The sequence below is a fragment of the Rhodococcoides fascians NBRC 12155 = LMG 3623 genome, assembly GCF_001894785.1.
GTDB classification, from domain to species: Bacteria; Actinomycetota; Actinomycetes; order Mycobacteriales; family Mycobacteriaceae; genus Rhodococcoides; species Rhodococcoides fascians.
On the sequence record NZ_BCWW01000008.1, the window covers coordinates 63,368 to 77,698 of the forward strand.

The 14,331-nt window shown below is 59.1% G+C and carries 17 protein-coding genes, 1 tRNA gene and 1 pseudogene; 13 read left to right on the plus strand and 6 right to left on the minus strand.

Annotated features, from left to right (window positions below; genetic code table 11):
• Positions 1–17: 17 nt before the first annotated feature.
• The gene (locus RFA01S_RS17260) at positions 18–479 is read left to right on the plus strand and encodes a peroxiredoxin (protein WP_027497443.1); all 462 of its coding nucleotides are present in this window, start codon (positions 18–20) and stop codon (positions 477–479) included.
• 87 nt (positions 480–566) lie between these two features.
• Positions 567–638 (plus strand) — tRNA-Val (locus RFA01S_RS17265).
• A gap of 58 nt (positions 639–696) precedes the next feature.
• Here RFA01S_RS17265 and RFA01S_RS17270 read toward each other — a convergent pair.
• A complete protein-coding gene (locus RFA01S_RS17270; protein ID WP_081371359.1) occupies positions 697–1,125 on the minus strand; it encodes a tyrosine-type recombinase/integrase in 429 nt (142 codons plus the stop codon).
• Positions 1,126–1,232: 107 nt separating this feature from the next.
• On the opposite strand from RFA01S_RS17270, the gene RFA01S_RS17275 reads away from it, so the two are divergent.
• Positions 1,233–1,721 carry a hypothetical protein gene (locus RFA01S_RS17275; RefSeq protein ID WP_139278463.1) on the plus strand — a complete coding sequence of 163 codons (489 nt, stop codon included), beginning with the start codon at positions 1,233–1,235 and terminating at the stop codon, positions 1,719–1,721.
• A gap of 51 nt (positions 1,722–1,772) precedes the next feature.
• Entirely contained in the window at positions 1,773–2,429 is a 657-nt protein-coding gene (locus RFA01S_RS17280) for a hypothetical protein (RefSeq protein WP_139278464.1), read from the plus strand.
• A gap of 332 nt (positions 2,430–2,761) precedes the next feature.
• Here RFA01S_RS17280 and RFA01S_RS27845 read toward each other — a convergent pair whose 3' ends face one another.
• Positions 2,762–2,929: a hypothetical protein gene (locus RFA01S_RS27845; RefSeq protein ID WP_169879452.1), complete on the minus strand. Its 168-nt coding sequence runs from the start codon at positions 2,927–2,929 to the stop codon at positions 2,762–2,764.
• Positions 2,930–3,088: 159 nt separating this feature from the next.
• Here RFA01S_RS27845 and RFA01S_RS17285 point away from each other — a divergent pair, with 159 nt between their 5' ends.
• The 4 genes from RFA01S_RS17285 (at position 3,089) to RFA01S_RS17300 (ending at position 5,895) form a co-directional block, all read left to right on the plus strand.
• Positions 3,089–4,288 carry a hypothetical protein gene (locus RFA01S_RS17285; RefSeq protein WP_052060559.1) on the plus strand — a complete coding sequence of 400 codons (1,200 nt, stop codon included), beginning with the start codon at positions 3,089–3,091 and terminating at the stop codon, positions 4,286–4,288.
• A gap of 328 nt (positions 4,289–4,616) precedes the next feature.
• Positions 4,617–4,844 carry a hypothetical protein gene (locus tag RFA01S_RS17290; RefSeq protein WP_139278465.1) on the plus strand — a complete coding sequence of 76 codons (228 nt, stop codon included), beginning with the start codon at positions 4,617–4,619 and terminating at the stop codon, positions 4,842–4,844.
• Positions 4,845–4,857: 13 nt separating this feature from the next.
• Entirely contained in the window at positions 4,858–5,601 is a 744-nt protein-coding gene (locus tag RFA01S_RS17295; protein WP_139278466.1) for a hypothetical protein, read from the plus strand.
• 54 nt (positions 5,602–5,655) lie between these two features.
• Complete coding sequence (locus tag RFA01S_RS17300; protein WP_169879454.1) at positions 5,656–5,895, plus strand: hypothetical protein; 240 nt, start codon at positions 5,656–5,658, stop codon at positions 5,893–5,895.
• A gap of 15 nt (positions 5,896–5,910) precedes the next feature.
• Here the strand turns inward: RFA01S_RS17300 and RFA01S_RS17305 are convergent, their stop codons facing one another.
• Together RFA01S_RS17305 and RFA01S_RS17310 are read right to left on the minus strand one after the other, a co-directional pair.
• On the minus strand, positions 5,911–6,645 hold the full coding sequence (locus tag RFA01S_RS17305) for a hypothetical protein (protein ID WP_032406737.1): 735 nt from the start codon (positions 6,643–6,645) through the stop codon (positions 5,911–5,913).
• A 283-nt stretch (positions 6,646–6,928) separates the two neighbouring features.
• Positions 6,929–7,115 (minus strand): annotated as a pseudogene (locus RFA01S_RS17310) (5,10-methylene tetrahydromethanopterin reductase); the annotation flags it as partial.
• A gap of 167 nt (positions 7,116–7,282) precedes the next feature.
• On the opposite strand from RFA01S_RS17310, the gene RFA01S_RS17315 reads away from it, so the two are divergent.
• From RFA01S_RS17315 to RFA01S_RS17330, 4 genes are all read left to right on the plus strand, one after another.
• Positions 7,283–8,290, plus strand: a complete 1,008-nt coding sequence (locus RFA01S_RS17315) for a methionine ABC transporter ATP-binding protein (protein WP_032406736.1) — start codon at positions 7,283–7,285, stop codon at positions 8,288–8,290.
• The gene (locus tag RFA01S_RS17320) at positions 8,287–8,991 is read left to right on the plus strand and encodes a methionine ABC transporter permease (RefSeq protein WP_032406735.1); all 705 of its coding nucleotides are present in this window, start codon (positions 8,287–8,289) and stop codon (positions 8,989–8,991) included. Before RFA01S_RS17315 ends, RFA01S_RS17320 begins: the two co-directional genes overlap by 4 nt.
• A gap of 26 nt (positions 8,992–9,017) precedes the next feature.
• Positions 9,018–9,905, plus strand: a complete 888-nt coding sequence (locus RFA01S_RS17325; protein ID WP_032406734.1) for a MetQ/NlpA family ABC transporter substrate-binding protein — start codon at positions 9,018–9,020, stop codon at positions 9,903–9,905.
• Between the two features lie 96 nt (positions 9,906–10,001).
• Positions 10,002–10,673, plus strand: coding sequence for a nitroreductase (locus RFA01S_RS17330; protein WP_032406733.1), 672 nt, complete (start codon positions 10,002–10,004; stop codon positions 10,671–10,673).
• Positions 10,674–10,685: 12 nt separating this feature from the next.
• Here RFA01S_RS17330 and RFA01S_RS17335 read toward each other — a convergent pair whose 3' ends face one another.
• Entirely contained in the window at positions 10,686–11,627 is a 942-nt protein-coding gene (locus RFA01S_RS17335; protein ID WP_032406732.1) for an NAD(P)/FAD-dependent oxidoreductase, read from the minus strand.
• A 113-nt stretch (positions 11,628–11,740) separates the two neighbouring features.
• Between RFA01S_RS17335 and RFA01S_RS17340 the strand changes: the two genes are divergently transcribed.
• Positions 11,741–13,150 (plus strand): amino acid permease, encoded by a 1,410-nt coding sequence (locus RFA01S_RS17340; protein WP_027497435.1) that lies wholly within the window; start codon positions 11,741–11,743, stop codon positions 13,148–13,150.
• Here the strand turns inward: RFA01S_RS17340 and RFA01S_RS17345 are convergent.
• The gene (locus RFA01S_RS17345; RefSeq protein ID WP_032406731.1) at positions 13,147–14,313 is read right to left on the minus strand and encodes an iron-containing alcohol dehydrogenase; all 1,167 of its coding nucleotides are present in this window, start codon (positions 14,311–14,313) and stop codon (positions 13,147–13,149) included. The two genes, RFA01S_RS17340 and RFA01S_RS17345, sit on opposite strands and share 4 nt — an antisense overlap.
• Positions 14,314–14,331: the final 18 nt, after the last annotated feature.

A 14,331-nucleotide genomic window follows, 5' to 3' on the forward strand; every position in this document is an offset into this window, starting at 1 on the left:
CAGGAAGACGGTTCTAGATGCCGATCGAGGTTGGCGCTGTTGCGCCCGACTTCACCCTCAAAGACCAGAACAACCAATTGGTCACGTTGTCGTCGTACCGGGACGTGAAGAACGTACTGCTCGTGTTCTATCCACTGGCCTTCACCGGAACGTGCCAGGGCGAGCTGTGCCGAGTGCGCGACGAGCTACCGACATTCGAGAACGACGACACCGCGATCCTGGCGATCTCGGTAGGTCCGCCTCCGACCCACAAGATCTGGGCAGCAGAGCAGGGTTACACCTTTCCGCTGCTGTCCGACTTCTGGCCACACGGTGAAGTGGCTCAGGCGTACGGCGTGTTCAACGACAGCGCAGGATTCGCCAATCGTGGAACCTTCGTGGTCGACAAGTCCGGAATCATCAGATTCGCCGAAATGAACGGTCCCGGGGAAGCCCGAGACAGTTCATCGTGGGCTGAGGCACTCGCACAGGTGAGTTGACCTGCGGAATTGTAGTTAGACAGCAGACACGATAAATTTCTCCAAGCGTTCCGGTGGCCCGGGGATGTCCCTAGGCCACCGGCACACGGGCGTATAGCTCAGCGGTAGAGCTCTGGTTTTACACACCAGCGGTCGGGGGTTCGAACCCCTCTGCGCCCACTCCATATTGCTGCAGGTCAGAGGTGTTATTTCACCTTCAAGTGTGTGTCACTCGTTGTCATACGGTCCGCAAATTGTCACGAGTTGTCACGTGTCGCGCGAAACTTTGCGCCGCCTCAAGGAGAGGTCCAGGTTGAGCATGTGCGTACGTCCGCATAGTGGAACCCGCATCTACGTGGCCTAACCACGCCGCAATAACCACAATCGGCACGCCCTGAAGGTGCATCAGAGTCGCGCACGTGTGTCGACCATCGTGCAGACGGAGCACAGGCACCCCAGCGCGAGCACATCCGCGCTTCCAGACCTTCGCGATTCGATTGGGCCGGTAGGGAGCGCCGCGTTCGTCAACGATGAGGTATCCGCTGTCGGAGTGATTGTCACGGTTTGTCACACGATCGAGAGACTGGGCTGCTCGTGCGTGCAGCAACGCTAAGTACACCGGATCGGGGATCGGCAGCACATGCGTCGAACGCGTCGTACGGAGCATCGACCTACGCAATCTCTGCTCAATGGAAGTACGCACGATATTAAGCCTGTTGGCGGACAGTGGTTGGTGATGGCAAATAACTAATGGGCATCCGCTACATGCAGCTCATGGTCATCGACACGGAGGCTTCCAGGCCATCCTCTGCTGACATAGGTCAGATCATCTACTGCGCTGACACCAAGATCAGTTTCGTCTGGGACGGCACTCAATGGCAGACCACGGACAAGGTGGTCGTGAAGCGAGCCATGGTCACGATCAACGGCAAGACACCAGGGACGACGCCGATCTACACGCTGGAACCGGGCACGCTGAACTTCCACCCAACACAGATCATCATGCGGCCAGTGTCCATCGTGAGTGCAACGCTCAAGCCGACAGTCTCGATCGGTTCCAATGCAACGGCCGACGACAACATAGCGACCGGCAGTCTGCTGAACAGTGTCCTGACCTTAACCGGGGCGACTACCTCACCGCAGAACGCGAGCACATCCCCAGCTTTGGCCGGCGGCACGGTGATCTACGCGAATGTCAGTCTGGGAGCGCTGGCCACGAGCTATACGTTCAAGGTTGATGTCATCGGGTTCTACGATGCGTAGTTCCCAGCCTGGTAGATTACCCAGTTCATGACTAGGTGTATCGGGTGTTTCATGTCTGAGGATGAGTCGGTTAGTAGCGGTGACGAGGCAGTGGAAGATGAGGCAGTTAAGAAAGAGCCCTATCCGTTAGCCGAGTTCAATGACTCGCGACTCGCCATCTATATGAATGAGATTGCTAGGCATGCCCAGGTCGCTCAGACTTCTATTGACTCACTAGATGAGACGTTGCAGTCGATGCCGGTGGACCAGAACAAGCTGTTTATGGGCGTACAAAGTTTACTGGCCTCGTCTGCAATGATCTCCAAGTTGGTGTGGCCTGACACAAAAAACGCGGAAGCGCGTGCCGAGGACCCGGTTGCGCAGTGGACGAAGGACCGCGGTACGAAGCTTAGGGCGGCTTTAAAGCTTGATAAAACCTCGGTTCTTTACTCGCGAAAACTCCGCAACACGCTGGAACATTACGATGAGAGGCTCGATCGTTTCGTATCGAAGTCATATAACACGTTCATGCTTGAGTGGACTGTCACTGCCAGTTCACATGTGGCCGAAGTCATGGGCGAAGAAGATCATGAAGACATGCCGATGGTCACCTGGATTGACCCAGACACGTTAGTCGTTCGTATCATGACGGTAAGGAACTCGCTCAGGGACATCAACGTCGAAGTTCAGCGTGTAGGAGCTATTGCGGCTGAGTGGCCTGGCTTCTAGTAATAATTCCTCGTGCTGACAATCTAGTCTTCGATTCTTAAATATCTGCGAGTCTCAGCTCGCAGAGCCACGCTGCATTCGTGGAGTTCGGCCATAGTGTCATTATCTGTGCCTGGGTAATGGGGACCAAGCTTGAAGGCTGCCGCCCTAGCCCTCGATGCGATCTCAGCCATCTTGCGTGGACCGATTAGCGAGAGTCTGTCCTGCGCCTTCTGCAATGCGAAGAAGGCTGTGTAATAAGCCTGGTTGTAAGCGTTGCCTTGCTCGGGATCGTCGTAATCGTCGTTATTGTTTTCATGGATGTCAGTGACCGCCCTATCAATCGCAACGCACTAATCCAAAATGTCCTGCTCGAAGCGACGCTTGTCTTCAATCTTCAAAGCTTGGCTTTCCCGGACGTGACTGAAGAAGTACGTTCCAACACTGCCGATTCCCAGAGTCGCGATTGGAACCCACCACGGCGATGTGTCTTGAGTTAGAAAGTCGGAGAAGGCGCTCATACAGCTCCTGGTTCGTTGGAGCCCAAATCTTACCGTTCATTCAAACGAATGATTGAGGCGTTGGACCGTTAATCCGTTTGAATGAAGCTGCTGCACCAGACAGCGAGAGGTGCATGTTGACCAGCTAGTTCTGTCGTAGCCGGGTGACATCATCACCTCATGATCAAGCAGACACGAGCGTCACGTTGGTTGCAGGTTCTTGAGACCGCACAGGTCATGTTGAGCCAGTCGCTGGTGTCCTTCTATGAACACCGGTCACGCAACATGGCCCTTTCCGTGCAGGCTCAGAACCTCATCATCGAGTACAGCAGTGAGCCCATCAAACTGATGACCGAGTCAGACCCACCGATTGAAGGGACAGATCTAGCTGTTCAGCTCAACGAGGTGATAGCTCTTGCGAAGGCCCTCAGGTCCGGAAGGAACTTCGACTCTGGTCTGATCGCACTAGTAGCTGCGTTCGATGAGGTCATACCCGTCCTGAAGGCGACGGAAGAAGACGAGATCGAGTCAGCCGAGACACTGTTGGAAGAGTTGGAACGTGGGTTCATGCTCTCGGTGATCCTGTCGATGTCTGCGCACGATGCGATCATGAAGCGGGTAGATGAGTGGGCCAAGCTGCGTCATCCATTCGTTATGGGCAAGAAGACGAACGACATTGGCCATTACTTTTCTGTGCACGTCACTAACTTGGAAGAGATGAAGGCGTCCCGCACCGGCTTTGGGCGTCCAGTTGAGTCCTCGTTCTACTCCGACGAACCCGGTCCCGGCAAGATTCACATGCAGCATCTGACTTTGGCGATCAACTCCGGTGCAAACGTCATGGTCTATGGGGGAGGAGGAATGCGTACGACGACCTACTACCCTGAAGCGCAGGGTATCGAGTACGCCCAGTGGTTCACTTACATGCATGCCTTGTGGGATGAACAGTTCAGGCCGCGCTTCGCGAAGTTCTACAATCGCGGCAAAGATCCGGCTGACCATCTTACAAAGAACGACATCAAGTCCGACTACTTTAACGACATTCGCAAGATTCGCACCGACTTCGTGCATCGCCAGGGCATCGTCGAAGATGCAGCCAACCTGAAGTTCTTTGACTGGGGTTTCGATGTAGGTTCTCGCTTGGAGATCAACATGGACCAAATGATTGAAGTAGTGGATAGATTTCCTGGCAAGAAGCTTTTGGAAGTTCCAAGTCCCCATCGGCAACAACGTAAATCGCTGCACGGGTCGTTCGACGTCGATCTGCTTTTCAAGTACAACGAACACATCGATGCTTCACCGACACTGGGTCTTAAGCGAGCTAACGACGAGATGATGCACGATTGGCTAGTCAAGAAGGGCATCATCTCATCTGACTAAGCTAGAACGGTATTGATTTATAGGCTCCTATATTTGTATCTTTAGAAATAGAGATATACCTATAAATAAAAAGACTAAACTATTTACAACCACCATCAAGTCAATCGATGAAGAAAAGAAGACTATACGCTTCAAAGTTGGTGACGTAACTAGCGACGCCAAATGCTCTCGCTCACGCTACAGACACGTTCCGCCACTTCTGGCTGGACTGCCTCACTAGCAACAGTGGGGTTGGGGGCCACCCAGCCACTCGAACATATGTTCCACTTCACCCGTGGCTCCATCGAATTAGTTCCGCCCCATCAAGCGTGTCCAGCCACCAGAACGCGTGCTCATCGACCTGCGAGTGCTGTACCCGTCTTCGCCGCACCATTCCGCCGACTACATCGCGGCAGGCATGAGGGTGCAGCAGATCGTCGAGGGAACGCTGAGTCAGTGGGGGAGCACGACGGAGGGGGAGAAGCTGGCCTACGTGAGCTACACGATCGAGTTCGCACGGGACAAGTCGACAGTGAGCCACTCGGTGCCGGTGGAGGTGTTGAGACCCGCCCGGTGAGAAGATGCCGGGCATGAAGAAGCGAATAGGTATCGGGGCTGGAGCGGTCGTCGCTGGGCTTCTGATCCCGCTTTGTATCGTCTGGTTTACTCCGGCGTCTAAGGATCAGGTGTTCGGGGACCTAGCGCACTGGCCGTTGAGAGCGGGTGCTTGGGGGACGGTTGGTCAATGGATAGCGTCGATCCTGACCGCAGGGTCGCTGCTTTTGGCTATATCGATCCTGCTCAGGGACAGCCGAAAAGACGAGAAGGACCACATCGTGAAGGTGACGTGCTGGATCGATGCTGGCAATCTGAACTTCATCAACAAGTCGGAGCTGCCAATAGTTAGACCGGTGGTTCACCTAGTGCCGAAGCCGAGGCGTGAGATTGACCGTCTGATAAAAAAGCTTGACCCGGTCGATCGGCCGGAAAATGTTGCCCGCGATTCCCAGATACCAATAAGCTTCTCATTCCAGAAAGATGGCGGGACTAAAACCTTTCAGCCTGAAGAGCAGGGGGAACGGGGTTGGTTCTATCCTAGAATGCACTTGTCTCTATATGACTGTGTGCTGGTTTTCGACGATGCTCTGGCAGTTACATGGGGTCGACGTGTGCCTGGCGGCGAGGTGCTCCGCGCTAGTGCTGTAGAGGAGTTGCTGGCCCGAAAAAGGAAACTCGCCGATGGATTTTTGGTCTCGAAAGAGTACGACGCGGAAGAGCTTGAGTTGAGACGGGACAAAACCAAAGAAATCGAAGAAGAAGTAGCTAGGGAGTAGCTTCAGGTCTAAACGTTTCGATCAATCTGTGCGTAAATAGTCCCATATATGTGGATGCAACAAGCTCAGGAGCGGAAACCAGATGCCGAGTCTGACTCCGGTGCAACTGACGAGGCCAAAGCGCAAGCCAAGGTCCTCATTGAGGACGCGGAGAAGAAGCTTGTCAAGGCCAAAGCTGACGCAGACAAAATCGTCAAAGCTGCTCAGGAAGCCGCTAAGAACGGTGCGCAGACCAAACCGTCTACTTCATCGAAGGAGGCGCTGGGCCGCAACATGACACACGAGACCGCCTGATGAGGGTGGTCTTTTCTATCGGCCGGTGCGAAGACCTGAGTTTCGGGACATTCCGCGAGACTCAGCGCGGAACGCGTCGACCTGTGCTTTCAGAGTCTTTAGATAACCGGCCTGTGCCTGCTCAGCGTCAGACTTTTCGTACACAGGCAGCCCCCGTTCAGTGCGGAAGATGTTGACGAACTGATCCAACTCGATGGCTGCCGCATCCATAGCTGCCTTTTTGGCAAGAACGTTTGTCACCGACTGTGCAACTGTCTGCATCGCGGTGTAGACCCGAACGGCTGAATCCATCAGTTCCTTCGAGGCAAACATCTTGAGGTTGGTGAGCGACAGGCCCAGCCGCTTCAACTCAGAGACTTGGGTCTGTGCAAACGCGATCTTCTCGATGGCATTGGGGTCAATCGCTCCCTGGTCGGTCAAGAATTGATCCCTGATCAGGTTGAAGATGCCTTTCTCGTCGATCGCGCTCACAAGGAGGTCAGTGACGGTGGAGGCGTAGTCCGTCGCAGCTTCGAACACGATGGCCTTGTTGCGCTCATCCTGCTCACGATCGGCCTTTTTCTGGTCCAGCTCGCGCTCGTGCTCTTCTTTGCGAGTTTGGATCGTCGTATCACTTGCCGCCTTACGTTCGTCACTCTTACGGAGCGACCTTTTGGCGATTAGGGGCGCGACTATCCCCGTCAACACACCGGAGATCACAACACCCCACCAAAAGCCCGGTTGACTGAGAAAGGTCCAGATTGCGTCCATGCCGGAACTATAACGGTCGGTACCGACAACCTCTGTCATCTCCGGATAGAACTGGGTCTACTACCCAACTTGCTGGTGATGTGTTTAATTAGAGACAGGAATGTTCGACTCACACGTAAATCTCTTGATCGGCACAGTCCAGATTCCTCCGTCCCCCTCGACCACGGGGGAGACCTTCATACCGATGCCGGGCGACGGCGCTGGCTTCGTCCCCAAGATGCCCGTGACGCTCTTCCCAGACACTGTCGACCTGCCTACTCACGACAACTCGGAGATCGGGTATGTAGGTGCCTAACACATCGGCGACGAACAAACCGTCGAACAGGCCGCGTTCCAACAGTTTCCAGGTCGGTCCAATAGCCGAGCTCCTTGTACCGCCACGACTGGTCGAGTGGATGACGCCACAAACCGGGGGACTGATGCGCAACGCAATTCATGTCGAAGGCATTGAAACGGATCTCGCGTGGCACTAGGAAACTCCTTCGGCAGGGCAGTCTTGACGAACATGCAGCGGTGCGACGCTACCGACGACCCGGGCCGGTGGGAACAGTTCGGATCGTGATGAGTCGATAGCTGGTCGGCAGCGCTCCGATACCTCAGTGTTGCGCAGTCACATCACTGAAAAGAGCGTCGGAGCATGATCGAAATAGCGCAATTGACCAAGACGTACGGGACGGGGGACAGTCGAACCGTCGTTCTCGACCGGCTGGATTTCACGGTGCAGTCCGGCGAAATTCTGGCTGTCGTCGGCCCGAGTGGTGCCGGCAAAAGCACGCTGGCCCAATGCATCAACCTGCTGACCCGTCCCACCTCTGGCTCGGTGATCGTCAACGGAGACGACCTGGCGCAGTTGAACGCCAAGCAGCTTCGGGTCGCGCGGCGCCGCATCGGCACGGTGTTTCAATCGTCGAGCCTGCTCTCGCGTCGAACGGTGGCGGAGAACGTCGCCCTGCCGCTGGAGTTCCTCGGGGCCACGAAGGCAGAGACGGCCAGGCGTGTGGGGGAGCTTCTCGACCGAGTAGATCTGTCCGACAAAGCAGGTCGGTATCCGTTTCAGCTCTCGGGCGGACAGCGTCAACGAGTGGGAATTGCGCGAGCGTTGGCCCTGCGGCCGTCGGTGCTGCTCTCCGACGAGGCCACCTCCGGCCTGGATCCACAGACGACCGAATCGGTGGTCGAGTTGCTGCGCGAACTTCGCCGCGACCTCGACCTCGCCATCGTGTTCATCACGCACGAGATGGATACCGTTCTGCGAGCTGCTGATTCGGTGGCGAGACTCGATCACGGACGCATCGTCGAATCGGGTCGGTTGGTCGACCTACTGACCGACCACACGTCGGCGCTCGGCAACGAGCTGCGCCCCAGGCGTGACGACGCACAAGCTGCAGCCGGAGACGTGCACTGGCACGTCACCTACGACTCGCCCGACGTTCCGCAGGACTGGATCACGCGGCTGGGCCAGGACCTGGGCGCACCGGTCGCGCTGCTCGGAGCATCGGTTCAGGTTGTCTCTGGAGTGACGGTCGGCAGCGCTTCGCTCGGGATCGGCGCACACCTGAGCGGACGCGTCCCCGGTGCACTGGAAGCGTTGGGGTTGTCCGGTTCGCCGCTCACCGAGCAGCCGATTCTCGAGGCTGCGTCGTGATCGCAATTCTGGCCGCTGGCAACAAAGTTCCCGTCGACGAGCTGCCTGCTCTGCTCCTGCCTGCGCTCGGCGACACACTGACCATGGTCGGCATCGTGATGTTCATCGTGGTGCTCGTCGGTGTGCCGCTCGGAGCGGTGCTGTTCAACCTCGGCCCCGGCGGACTGTTCGAAAACCCGGTGTTCCATGCGCCGATCAGCTGGATCGTCAGCATCGGGCGGTCGTTGCCGTTCCTGATCTTGATGGCTGCGTTGGTTCCGGTCACTCGTTGGATCACCGGAACCAACATCGGTATTGCAGCCGCGGTGGTACCGATGTCGTTGGCGGGCATCGCATTCTTCACCCGCATCGTCGAGAACTCTCTCCGCTCGGTCCCGACGTCGGTGGTCGACGTCGCCCGGGCGTCCGGCGGTTCCACGCTGCAGGTGACCACCACACAATTGTCCGAGGCCGTGCCGTCGATCATCGGAGGCCTGACCATCAACGTCATCGCCATGATCGAATACTCGGCCATCGCCGGCACCATCGGAGCGGGCGGAATCGGTTATGTCGCAGTCACATACGGATACCAAAGATTCGATCACACCGTCATGATCGCCACGATCGTCATCCTGATTCTCACTGTCGCCGTCGTGCAGCTCGTCGGCGATGCGCTCGTTCGCTTCACCACACCTCATCAGCGCGCATTGCGCACTGCTTGAACCACATTCGAAAGGTCTCATCCATCATGACAACGTCCACCGAAGCGCACGGCTTCGAGCTGAAGAACCGTCGGAAAGCGCCCTGGATCATCGGGGCCGTCGTGCTGCTGATCGCACTCGCCGTGGTTGTCCGCATCGCGTTCTTCGGCGACACGGCCTCGGCCAACGAAACCGAGGGCGCAACACTCGTCGTCGCCACTGCCGAAGGCAACGCATCCGAGCAGGCACTCGTCGAATTCGTCGCCGATCAGGTAGCTCCCAAGTACGGCATCACGGTTGCATTCCGCGGACTCGCCGACAGCAACACCATCAACCGCGCGGTGAGTGAGGGCGAGGTGGCCGCCACGGTGTACCAGCACAAGCTGTGGCTCGGACAGGTACTCGAATCCAACCCCGACTTCCAGGAAGAGGCCGCAACCCCGGTGTTCCGTTGGGGCTTCGGATTGTGGTCCGGCAAGTACTCCGACCCAGCGCAACTGCCGGACGGCGCAACGGTCTCGCTCTACTCGGATCCCGCCAACGAAGCGCAGGGTCTGTGGGTACTCGAGCGAGCCGGTCTGATCACCCTCGACCCCGCGGTCGACAAGTCGACGGCCACGCAGAAGGACATCGTCGGAAACCCGAAGAACCTGAAGTTCACGTTGCTGGACTTCGCCGCGCAATCGCGGGCATTGCCGGATCTCGATGCAGCAGTGGGCTATACGGAGTACTACCTCGCGGCCGGAATTCCCGTCGAGAAGCAGATCTTCGCACCACCGGCACCGGACGAGTTCGCCGGCCAGCTCACGATCGGTAGCCGGTGGGCGGGCAGCGACAACATCAAGAACCTCGTCGCCGCGTTCAAGGACCCTGCGGTCCAGGAGTTCCTCGCCACCGACCCGCGGGTGAAAGACATCCTCCTGCCACTTCAGTAACGGCCTCGCGCCCGACGGTCCGACAGCGGACCGTCGGGCGCAGCGGTGGTGCTACGTTCGATCCGCACCCGACAGCGATGACACGAGGCGGACGACGTGACCCGGTACGAAGCATTGACCGAACTCCTCGACGAGCGGTACTCATGCCGGCAGTTCCTGCCGAAGCAGGTATCACGGGACGTGCTCGAACAGTTGTTGGCGGCCGCCCAGCGCACTCCATCGTGGTCGAACACCCAGTCGTGGCAGATCATCGTCACCGAAGGTGATGCCACCCGGAAGTTCTCCGACGCCTTGGTGAAACATGTGGTATCCGGTGTGCCGCAACCGGACTTTCCGTTTCCGGCCAATTACAACGCCCTGCACCGCGCTCGGCGACGCGAATGTGGTGGAGCACTGTACGAGAGCATCGGTGTGGTCAAGTCCGACACCGAGGCGACGACGCGTCAGTTCATTCGCAATTTCGAGCTGTTCGACGCCCCACACGCGGCAATCATCACCACCGATGCGGACCTGGGTGTCTACGGTGCCGTCGACTGCGGGCTGTATCTGCAGACGTTCCTGCTGGGCGCGCAGAGTCTCGGGCTCGGCGCGATAGCTCAGGCCGCGCTCGCCGCGTACTCGCCGTTCGTCCACGAATGGTTCGATATCCCGGATACCCGCAGGGTGGTAGCCGGCATCTCGTTCGGCTACCCCGACGAGAGCCACCCGATCAACGGATTCCGCACCAGCCGTGCACCGTTGAGTGAGACGGTGACCTTCATCAGCTGAGGTGTGACGGCGTCAGCTCTGGAGCCGACCAACCAGTTCCGTACCCAGATCCGTGCCCGATCGCCATGCGCTTTCCACCCTGGGCGCGCCGGATTCACACCATTGATCGCCTGCGAATCCGACGAACCGTCCGCTGCGCTCGTCGAGCGCGAAGGTCGAATCATGTTGCGCCGCAGGCTTTGCGAACGTCCAGCGATGGGCATGCGTCCAGTTGGGTGCCGTGGAGATTACCGACAGTTCGCGTAGCGCGTCGAGGACCGGGGTGATCACTGCGTCGGGATCGGCGAGGTGTTGCTGTGCCCGCTCGGGGGTCGTGTGAACCACCAGCACGGGCGCACCGTCACCCCGCCGGGCACCGTCGTCGACGACGAACGCGATATCGGGATGGTCGTTGACGAAGGCCGCGTCGCGGAACGGCACATCCAACCCGTCGAATCCACATGCCACCGCGATGACCGGTTCGTACTCGACCGCATCGGCAACTGTCGTGATGCGCGCGGCTTGCGGATCGGGCATCGCAACCACGACGTGGCCCTCGGGTAGGTCGGTCAACTCGGAGGAGCCCTCGATATCGAAGTCTCCCAGCAAGTCTCGCACCAGAGAACGAAGCCCGTGTGGTGTCGCCCAACGGACCGGCCCGGTGGTGGTGCACGGTTCGGTGTCGGGCTTGAGGATGCCGAAGGTGTTTGCCCACTGGCGCGCAAGGCCCCTCGACTCCCAGTCCGACACCACCGTCGCGAAATCCTGATCGCGGACGGTGAAGTAACCGGCACCCAGATCGACGCGACGCCCGTGAAGCTCGGGGGAGGACATCCGTCCGCCCGGGGCACGTCCTCGATCGACGATGCGGAACGGGACGCCCGCCGCGTGCAGTACTCGGGCACAGGCGGCACCCGCGATGCCCGCGCCGACGATGGTGATCGAGTCCGTGGTGCGCCCAGCATCGACAGTCATGTCGTCAGTATGCCCGGCAGGGGCCGTGCGTAAGCCCGCCATTTGTACTACTGATTGTCTGGACAATTCGGTCACCTGCTGCGGAGGGCCCGACCTTGTGCTGAACTGTTGAAATGGCAATTACGGATAAGCCAGATACCGGAGAGCACGGACTGGGAACCAGTCTCAAACCGCGACACGTGACGATGATCTCGATAGCCGGAGTGATCGGTGCCGGACTGTTCGTCGGCTCTGCCAACGCCATCGCCACCGCGGGACCTGCGGTGTTGTTGGCCTACTTCTTCGCCGGACTCCTCGTCATCCTGGTGATGCGCATGCTCGGGGAAATGGCCACCGCCAACCCCGACACAGGTTCGTTCTCGACGTATGCGACCCGGGCACTGGGACATTGGGCCGGCTTCTCCGTCGGTTGGCTGTACTGGTGGTTCTGGGTATTGGTGATCCCCGTCGAGGCGACCGCCGCTGCCGCCATCCTCACCAACTGGCTGGGCGGTGCCCAATGGATGTGGGCCCTGATCATCGTCGTTGCGCTCACCGCGACCAACCTGATCAGCGTCGGCAATTACGGCGAGTTCGAGTTCTGGTTCGCGTTGGTGAAGGTCGTGGCCATCGTCGCGTTCATCGGTCTCGGCATCGCGGCCATCCTGGGCTGGCTACCGAACTCCGAAGTCAGTGGCGTGGACCAATTGTGGGCCTCCGGCGGCTTCATGCCGCTCGGCTTCGGCGCGGTGATCGCAGCCATGCTGACGACGATGTTCTCGTTCATGGGATCCGAGATCGTCACCATCGCTGCAGCCGAATCCAAGGACCCCGCAAAGGGGATCACCCGCGCCACCAACTCGGTGATCTGGCGTATCTCGATCTTCTACTTCGGATCGATCTTCGTCATCGTCGCGCTCGTCCCCTGGAACGAATTGGACCCGGCAACCGGCTCCTACCAGTATGTGTTGTCCAAGATGGGAATTCCTCACGCGGAGACCATCATGGACATCGTCATTCTGACCGCCGTGGCGTCGTGCCTGAATTCGGCGCTCTACACCGCGTCGCGCATGCTCTACTCGCTCGGCGATCGCGGCGATGCGCCGCGCTCAGTCAAGAAGATCACCGCCAACGGAGTGCCGTGGGTTGCCGTCATCGCCTCGATGGTGCTCGGCTTCCTCGCCGTCGTCGGAAACTACATTCTTCCGGAGAAGCTCTTCACCTACTTGCTCGCGACGACCGGTGCCGTGGCTCTGTTCGTCTACCTGGCCATCGCCAGCAGTCAACTGGTGCTGCGTCGCCAACTCGATCGCGACGGCGAGCGCCCGGCCGTTCTGATGTGGCTCTACCCGTGGCTGACCTACCTGGCTATTGGGTTCATCGTGTTCGTCCTCGTCATGATGGTCGTGCGACCCGAGCAACGATCGTCCATCCTGCTGTCGGCCGTGCTGGCAGCAGTGACGGTGATCGGCGGAATCATCGTTCAACGCCGAAACACGCGGCGCGACAAGGTTGCCGCCCGCGTGTCCGGTGACTCGGCCTAGATCCCGGCGTACACCTGGCGGTACAGATCGACGATCTGCTCTGCCGTCGGGACGACCGGATTGTTACCGGGGCTGCCCGAGGCTAGGGCCTGCTCGGCCATCAACGGCAACAGGTCGTCCCACGTCGACTTGTCGATGCCGAACGTCTCAGGAGTGGGAACTTCGACCTCACGGCACAGCGTGACGATGGCGTCCTGCAACTTGCCACCGGCAACCGCGTCCGAATCGGCTTCCGATGCCGCACCGAGGGCGCGGGCGCAGTCGGCGTAGCGGGCCTGGGCTCCGTCGATGGAGAAGGCTGTGACAGTGGGCAACAGCATCGCGTTGGACAGTCCGTGTGCGACGTGGAAATGCGCGCCGATGGGTCGACTCATCCCGTGGACCAGACAGACACTGGCGTTGGAGAACGCCATTCCCGCTTGGGTGGACGCATGCATCATTGCCTCGCGTGCCTGCCGGTCGTCTCCGTCTCGGTACGCCCGAAACAGCGACGTTCCGATGGTGCGAATCGCGCTGAGCGCCAAGCCGTCGGAGATGGGGTTGGCCTTCTTGCTGACGTATGCCTCGATGGCGTGTGTCAGAGCGTCGACGCCGGTATCGGCGGTCAGACGCGCCGGCATCGACATCGTCAGTTCGAAGTCGATGATCGACGCGATCGGCAGAAAGGACAGGCCGGGGCACAGCATCTTCTCGTCCGAGGCCACGTCGGTGATGATGGTGAACTGCGTTGCCTCCGAACCACTTCCCGCGGTCGTCGGAATGGCGATGATCGGAAGCGCCGGACCGGTGGAGAGCACCGGGGCCTTGAAGTCCCGCATAGTCCCGCCCTGAACAGCGAGAATGGCCAACGCCTTGGCCGTGTCCATCGGACTGCCGCCGCCGAACCCGATGATCGAATCGGCCGAATGCTGCTGCACCGCTTCGAGACCGGCGACCAGAGAATCCGTCGTCGGATCGGGCACGGTGCCCGAGAACAGAGCAGGCGACTTACCGGCCTCGGTCATGATCGTCATCAGTCGATCGGCCGAACCGTTGCCTGCCATGAACGCATCGGTGACGAGTAGGGGACGAGATACGGCCAGGTCGGTCAGTACCGTACCCAGCTCCTCGACAGCACCGCCGCCGAGTTTCAGAAAACGTGGGAAAGAGATATTGGCAACCATGGAGTGCTCCTTCGCGGT

Excerpts from the sequence above, each read along its gene's own strand:
- RFA01S_RS17260 (WP_027497443.1), top strand. The coding sequence starts at position 18 with ATGCCGATCGAGGTTGGCGCTGTTGCGCCCGACTTCACCCTCAAAGAC.
- RFA01S_RS17270 (WP_081371359.1), bottom strand. The coding sequence starts at position 1,125 with ATGCTCCGTACGACGCGTTCGACGCATGTGCTGCCGATCCCCGATCCG.
- RFA01S_RS17275 (WP_139278463.1), top strand. The coding sequence starts at position 1,233 with ATGGTCATCGACACGGAGGCTTCCAGGCCATCCTCTGCTGACATAGGT.
- RFA01S_RS17280 (WP_139278464.1), top strand. The coding sequence starts at position 1,773 with ATGTCTGAGGATGAGTCGGTTAGTAGCGGTGACGAGGCAGTGGAAGAT.
- RFA01S_RS27845 (WP_169879452.1), bottom strand. The coding sequence starts at position 2,929 with ATGAGCGCCTTCTCCGACTTTCTAACTCAAGACACATCGCCGTGGTGG.
- RFA01S_RS17285 (WP_052060559.1), top strand. The coding sequence starts at position 3,089 with ATGATCAAGCAGACACGAGCGTCACGTTGGTTGCAGGTTCTTGAGACC.
- RFA01S_RS17295 (WP_139278466.1), top strand. The coding sequence starts at position 4,858 with ATGAAGAAGCGAATAGGTATCGGGGCTGGAGCGGTCGTCGCTGGGCTT.
- RFA01S_RS17300 (WP_169879454.1), top strand. The coding sequence starts at position 5,656 with ATGCAACAAGCTCAGGAGCGGAAACCAGATGCCGAGTCTGACTCCGGT.
- RFA01S_RS17305 (WP_032406737.1), bottom strand. The coding sequence starts at position 6,645 with ATGGACGCAATCTGGACCTTTCTCAGTCAACCGGGCTTTTGGTGGGGT.
- RFA01S_RS17315 (WP_032406736.1), top strand. The coding sequence starts at position 7,283 with ATGATCGAAATAGCGCAATTGACCAAGACGTACGGGACGGGGGACAGT.
- RFA01S_RS17325 (WP_032406734.1), top strand. The coding sequence starts at position 9,018 with ATGACAACGTCCACCGAAGCGCACGGCTTCGAGCTGAAGAACCGTCGG.
- RFA01S_RS17335 (WP_032406732.1), bottom strand. The coding sequence starts at position 11,627 with ATGACTGTCGATGCTGGGCGCACCACGGACTCGATCACCATCGTCGGC.
- RFA01S_RS17340 (WP_027497435.1), top strand. The coding sequence starts at position 11,741 with ATGGCAATTACGGATAAGCCAGATACCGGAGAGCACGGACTGGGAACC.
- RFA01S_RS17345 (WP_032406731.1), bottom strand. The coding sequence starts at position 14,313 with ATGGTTGCCAATATCTCTTTCCCACGTTTTCTGAAACTCGGCGGCGGT.